The 6,279-nt window shown below is 68.9% G+C and carries 5 protein-coding genes and 1 pseudogene; 4 read left to right on the top strand and 2 right to left on the bottom strand.

Annotation, left to right across the window (positions count from 1 at the left end; all coding sequences use genetic code 11):
- Positions 1-303: 303 nt before the first annotated feature.
- Entirely contained in the window at positions 304-1,692 is a 1,389-nt protein-coding gene (locus ACGFZQ_RS51315) for a hypothetical protein (protein ID WP_393846378.1), read from the bottom strand.
- Positions 1,693-2,124: 432 nt separating this feature from the next.
- Between ACGFZQ_RS51315 and ACGFZQ_RS51310 the strand changes: the two genes are divergently transcribed.
- From ACGFZQ_RS51310 to ACGFZQ_RS51295, 4 genes and pseudogenes are all read left to right on the top strand, one after another.
- Complete coding sequence (locus ACGFZQ_RS51310; RefSeq protein WP_393846377.1) at positions 2,125-3,525, top strand: alpha/beta hydrolase-fold protein; 1,401 nt, start codon at positions 2,125-2,127, stop codon at positions 3,523-3,525.
- Between the two features lie 37 nt (positions 3,526-3,562).
- On the top strand, positions 3,563-3,889 hold the full coding sequence (locus ACGFZQ_RS51305; protein WP_393846381.1) for an acyl-CoA dehydrogenase family protein: 327 nt from the start codon (positions 3,563-3,565) through the stop codon (positions 3,887-3,889).
- 28 nt (positions 3,890-3,917) lie between these two features.
- Positions 3,918-4,220 (top strand): annotated as a pseudogene (locus ACGFZQ_RS51300) (acyl-CoA dehydrogenase family protein); the annotation flags it as partial.
- Positions 4,221-4,291: 71 nt separating this feature from the next.
- A complete protein-coding gene (locus tag ACGFZQ_RS51295; RefSeq protein WP_393846376.1) occupies positions 4,292-5,131 on the top strand; it encodes an acyl-CoA dehydrogenase family protein in 840 nt (279 codons plus the stop codon).
- Between the two features lie 529 nt (positions 5,132-5,660).
- Here the strand turns inward: ACGFZQ_RS51295 and ACGFZQ_RS51290 are convergent.
- Positions 5,661-6,197, bottom strand: a complete 537-nt coding sequence (locus ACGFZQ_RS51290; protein ID WP_393846375.1) for a GNAT family N-acetyltransferase — start codon at positions 6,195-6,197, stop codon at positions 5,661-5,663.
- Positions 6,198-6,279 lie beyond the last annotated feature (82 nt).

The following is a 6,279-nucleotide window of genomic DNA, read 5'->3' as shown; positions in this document are numbered from 1 at the left end:
GGGCCAGCGTGCTGTGGGCGCTGCTGCGTGACGGACGGGTCTTCACCTCCGCCCCACCGGTCACGCAGGCGGCTTGACTTCGTCATTGAGACTCCCGATGGCCGCGTTCCGCGCCGGTTGCTCCGGCGACCTGACTGCGCAGCCATGTCTACGCAGTCAGAAGATGTCCGTCAAGAGTGCGGAACATATTCGCAACATGACGTTCCCAGGTCCGGACCCGGCCCGGGAGCGCCCCATCGGCCTCGTCACCTGCGCAAACGGACTCCGTCCGGCTCATCGCCCCTCAACCGGCGACTCCGCCTCTCAGTTCAGGGACCTGCCGAGGCGTTCGATCCGCGCCGCGACCTTCTCGGCGGTGCCCTGTACGTAGAAGCCGTCGCGTGCCTCGTAGGTGAAGTTGTCGTAGTTCCAGCGGTCGGGCATGTTCTTGGCGCCGCCCTCGAACATCGACATGACGAACGTGCTGGCGAACGGGGACGCCTTGCGAATGGCGTCCGCCGTGCTGGTGGACAGTTCCGGCGCCACGCCGGCGAACAGGCCCTTGCCCACCTGGAAGACCCGGATCGGCACCTCGACGGTGTCGGTGGGGGTGTAGGTGGCGGTCTTCACCGGGCCCGTGGGATGGTCGGTCTCCATCTGGGTGGTGGTGACTTCGTCGGTGAGCAGACGCACCGTGACGTTCCTGCCGCTCTCGTACCTGGTGATGGCCTCGGACACCCGCACGATCTCGTTGCCCAGGCGTTCGCCCTGCGCGGTCAGCAGCGCGAAGCCGGCGTCGTGCAGGTCGACGCCGTAGGTCCACGCCTTGTTCCTGTCGATCGTGTACCGCTTCGAGCGATAGGCCGGGAACTGGTCGCCGCAGGCGCCGACGAGCCAGAAACCGACGGCGCCGGGGAACTCGCTCTCCACGTGCGCGGTGGCGGCGCCGGCCAGGTCGGCGGTGATCGGCAGGCTGCCGTCGCTCATGACGGAGTCCTGCATCACACAGGACTGCACGTTGTAGTTGGCCAGGACGGCGATCGGGTTGCCGTCGAGATCGTTGAACCGGGCGACGTACACGCCGTGGTCGGAGTTGCCCCGCTCGTTGACGCCCAGCCAGTAGCCGTCCGCGGTGAGCACGTTGCGGTTGACGTTGACGTCGGCCTCGCCCTGGCCGTAGCCGACCTGGGCGTCCTGAAGGTTCCCGACCGCGTCGGCGATCGCGCTCTTGGTGGCCCTGACGATGTTCTGCACGTACGTCGCGGCACCCGCCGACGAGCTGCTGTCCGCGACGTGCGGGGCGGAGAAGCAGTGTGTGACGGTGACCATGATGTTCGCCGCCGCGATGCCGGTGGCCGCGGTGATGGCCTCGCGCATCAGCCCGATCGCCTCGGCGCTGATCGAGGTGAGGTCCAGCACGGCCAGGGCGACACGGCGGGTGCCTGACTCGACCAGCAGGACGCGCGCGTACAGGTCGTCGTGCACCGAGGTGAAGTTGTCCAGGGGCAGGATCGAGGCACTGGGCGTGAACGCGGCCTTGCCGGCGCCCACCTTCAGCCCGGTCGCCGGCTTCGTGGCGGCCCCGGCGGCCGTCGCGCCGCCCACGACGGCCGTGGCCGCCACCGCGAGGGTCGTCACCGCGACGAACGAACGGCGGCTCACGTCCCCAAAGGAGCCGGTTTCGTCCATCTCGTTCTCGTTTCGCTCATCCATCGCAGTCCTCCACAGGAAAAGGCCGGATCCGTAACCTGCTGCCGGCGCTTTGAGTCAGTCGACTCGACGTGCGTCGGGAGCGGCGCCATAACACCGAGGAAGCATCACAGCGCCTCCAGGAATCGGCAATTCGCGGGACGCAATCTCAGCTTTCACGACGAGTATCGACGGCTCGATTTCACAGGTGGCCATCTGGCCGTGCCCGGCAAAACTGCAGGCAGGACGCACTCTGCCAGCCCACCACGGAGTGACGGCATGACCAGGAGATATCTGCGTAACCTGTGAAAAATGCGAGGTGCCGCAGCTGTGTGGCCGAAACTCACACAGCACTTTCCAAGCAAGACTTCTTAGCGTTGCGGACGTTGTCCGGGCGGTCTGCACGGGCCGATGAATTGTGGCGATCAGTCGTCACTGGAAAAGGAGTCTGCTTTGGTGGAAAGGCGTACGTTCATAGCGGGAGCCGCAGCGGTCGGTGCAGCGGCCGTCGTGGGCGGAACGGCGCTCGCTGCGGCGGCCGAACCGAGCGAAACGGCTGCCACGGCCGGCCACGTCCGAGGCGCGACCGCGATCACGAAGGTGTTCGGAGACGGTCAGAAGCTCATCGCCGTGGCTGTCGAGTACGACCGCGACATCGACGGGTCCGCCCTCTCCACGTCCACGTTCGCCGTCACCGGCCGGACGGTCACCAAGGTCTACGCGAACAGCGTGGCCGCGTTGGCCGAGCGGAGCAGGGACGGCCGGTTCGTCGTCGTCGAGCTCTCGCCCGACGACGACTCGGCGGCGCTGTGGGTGACACAGCAGGGCGGTGGCGGCACCTCGACGGGCTCTCCGAGCCCCAGCCCCAGCCCCAGCTCCAGCGACTCGGGCGGCTCAGGCGGTGCCCCGGGAGCCGGCGGACCGAAGGTCGGCGACAGCACACCAGGCGGCACGATCGTGGCGGCGACGGCCTCGGTGGTCCAGAAGGACACCGTCAGGACCACGCACGGCGCCCGCTACGCGGCCACCGGCACGACACTGACGACCAGTGCCGTCGTGAACCTCGTCGTGGACGACTTCCAGCAGTTCACCTTCGACGACCCCGCCACCGGGCAGACCCTGAAGTACAACCTCTTCATCCCGAAGGACTACGACCCCCGCAAGCGGTATCCGCTCGTGCTGTTCATGCATGACGCGAGCGTCGTCAACGTGGCCACCGAGGGCCCGCTGGTCCAGGGCCTGGGAGCCGTCTGCTGGGCCAGTGCCGAGGACCAGGCGAAGCACGAGAGTTTTGTACTCGCCCCCGAGTACGGCTCCGTTGTCATCGACGACGACTACGCACCCTCGACGCTGTTCGACGCCACGGCCAACCTCGTCCGGGCCGTGACCGAGCGGTACTCCATCGACGAGGACCGCCGTTACACGACCGGCCAGTCGATGGGCGCGATGATGTCGCTGGGCCTGAACATCCGGTACCCGGACCTGTTCGCCGCCGCGTTCGTCGTCGCCGGCCAGTGGCCCGCCGAACAGGTGGCGCCGCTGGCCGACAAGAAGCTGTGGATCGTCGTCTCCCAGGACGACGACAAGGCCTACGCCGGCGAGAACGCCATCACCGGGGCCATCGAGGACGCGGGCACCCAGGTCGCCACCGCGGTATGGGACGGCCAGTCCGCCGCGGCCCAGTTCGCCGCCGACGTCCGCAACCTCAAGGCCCAGAAGGCACCGGTCAACTACGCGTCCTTCCTCACCGGCACGACGGTCTCCTCCGGCTCCGGCACCAGCGCGCACATGGGCACGTGGCACATCGCGTACACCATTCCGGGTATCCGGGACTGGATCATGAGGCAGTCCCGGTAGGGCACCTTCACAAGGGGCGGGTTCGGCCGACTTCGAGATCCGGGCCCGGATCATGCACTACAACGGACAGCGCACGATCTCCGACATCCTCACCCACGGGGAACCGGGCCCCGTCTCCTCCGTGTCGCGTCTGCACATCTCCCAGTTCGAGCAGGACATCCACGAGTTCGCCGTCGACGTGCTCGGCCCGGCCGGCCTGCTGGGACCCGGGTCCGAGGAAGCGGTGCAGCGCGGCAGGTGGCTCTACGGCTTCCTGCGTACGCGGGCCTCCACGATCGGGGCGGGCATCGCCGAGATCCAGCGGAACACCCTCGCCGCACAGGTCCTCGGGCTCCCCCGCGACCCCGGCATGCCCTCGGTCTGACAGGAGACACGATGAGGCAGGAGACACGATGAGGCTCGACACCAGCGCCGAACTCGACGCCTTCCGGGCAGAGGTGCGCTCGTTCATCCGTACCCACGCCCCCGGCAGGAAGACCCACGCGGGGGTGCGGGCACCCGTACCCGCGCTCGTCCCCGAGCTGCGCCGCTGGATCGCCCGGCTCCATGACGCCGGCTATCTCGGCCGGTCGTGGCCGACGGAGTACGGCGGTCTCGCCGATCCGCGCCCCGAGCCCGCCTTCGTCGTCGCCGAGGAGCTGGCACGGGCGCGGGCCTGGGGCCAGATCGGAGCCGGCGCCCTCGCTGCAGGCGCCCTGCTGGCCCACGGGACGGAGGAGCAGAAGCACCGCTTCCTGCCCCGGCTGCGCTCCGGCCAGGACCTGTGGTGCCAGCTCTTCAGCGAACCGGAGGCGGGCAGCGACCTGCGGGGCTGCGGACCCGGGCCCGCCGGGACGGCGACCACTTCATGGTCGACGGCCAGAAGGTGTGGACGACCAACGCCCAGTACGCCGACGTCGGATACCTGCTCGCGCGCACCGATCCCGGGGCGCCGAAGACCCGGGGCATCACCGCGTTCGCGCTCGACATGCGCGCTCCGGGAGTGGAGATCCGGCCGCTCAGGGAGATCACCGGCACCGCCGACTTCAACGAGGTGTTCCTGGACGGGGTACGCATCCCGGCCGACCGGGTGATCGGGGAGGTCGACGGCGGATGGCGGGTCGCCGGTGCGAGCCTGGCCCAGGAGCGGGGTTCGGTGGCCGCGCGGAGCGCCGAACGGCTCGACGGCCTCGGCGGTCTGCTGGCGCTGGCGGCCCGGCCCGGTCCGGAGGGGCTGCGGCCGCTGGGTGACGCGGCCGTACACGACCGCCTGGGCCGGCTGGCGACGCGGGTGTACGTCGCCGACCTGATGAGCAAGGCCGTGCAGTCCCGGATGGCCGCGGGCACCGACGAACCGACCGACCCTGCGATGGTCAAGGTCTTCTTCAGCGACACCAACCTCGACGCCGTCTCCCTGGGGGTACGGCTCCAGGGACTGGACGGCCTGCTGATCGAGGGCGACGACGGTGCCGTGGACGGGGGCTACTGGCAGGACGCCCTCCTCTACGCCCGGGCCTACACCATCGCCGGCGGCGCCAACGAGGTACTGCGCACGACCATCGCCGAGCGGGCCCTGGGACTCCCCCGGGAGCCGCGTCACAGCGAAGAGAGGCGGAAACCGTGCTGAGCGTTGCCGAGTTCGACACCTTGGCCGAGCGGCACCAAGAGTGGTGGCAGAGCCGACAGCGGCACCCAGCAACGCGGCGAGTCCTGCGCCCATGGGCCCAGTCTGCCGTTGTCGTCGTTCGTCCATTGCGCCGGGGCTTCCGTCCCCTTCTTGTGGTGTGCGGGACGGCCGTGCGCCTCGTCGTGGCGTCTGTACCGTGGTCATCCCGGCGACGTCGGCACCGGGCTGCAGACGGACCGCGTCCAGTGCCGCCGTTCAGGACGTGCGCCCGGTCTCCAGCGCGGCCACCAGCGAAGACGGCCGGCCGGGCACCATCCGGTGCTCGCCCTCGCCTCGGCTGATTGCGTGGCAAAGGGCCCGGTCAGCAAGAAGTTGAGCCAGAACCCGAGAGCTGACAGCGTTTGCCGTCGGGTTCGGGCAGCGCTTGTTGATCGCAGGGCCGGGAGATGTCGGCGGGAACCGACACCGGTGTCGCCGGGGTGAGGTGGACTTCGTCGCCGCGCCGGACGGCTTTCACGGAAGGGGCCCGTCACATCGGGAGGGAGAGCAGACGCACTGGCTCTGAAGGCCAGGGCGCGTAGTCGCGCAGGGGCGTCACCATGGTCCGCAGCGGCATGGTCACCAGGCGGGTTTCGGGTTGTTCGACGAGTACCTCCTTGTCGAGAGGGTGCCATCCGAGGCGCTGGTACAGCGGCACGAGGGGAGGCCGGCAGAACAGGAGCGCGTGCTGAGGACCCATCGTGCGAGCGTGATCAAGTGCCGCTGTGACCACGAGCCGGGCCAGCCCCTGGCCCCGCATCTCGGGTGCGACGGCCACTCCACCGACGCCCACCACCTCTGTCTCGGCATCGCCGATCGCAACAGGCAGCCGTAGAAGTCCGGCGTGTGCCACAAGGCGGTCGCCGTGTCTGATGCCGAAGTGCTCCTTTTTGGGCAGCCAGGTCAAGCCGGCCACGGCAACACCGAAGGGATCATCGCCGTGACCGAGGATCTCGTCCTGGTCCGTCTTCGTGTATCGGGAGAGCCGCACTACAGACGGTGCTGAAGAGGATCGGTTGTCAGACATCCCCACACGATGATCTCTCTACCGAGGACGGGCCAAGGGACAGATCAGCCGATCACCGGGAGAGGGACTGGGGTGAGGTCAG

Origin of the sequence: Streptomyces sp. NPDC048254 (assembly GCF_043201895.1) — a bacterium.
In the GTDB taxonomy this organism is placed as follows: domain Bacteria; phylum Actinomycetota; class Actinomycetes; order Streptomycetales; family Streptomycetaceae; genus Streptomyces.
Note: the sequence above shows the minus strand (reverse complement) of the source record. Positions and strands in the feature narration are given on the sequence as shown.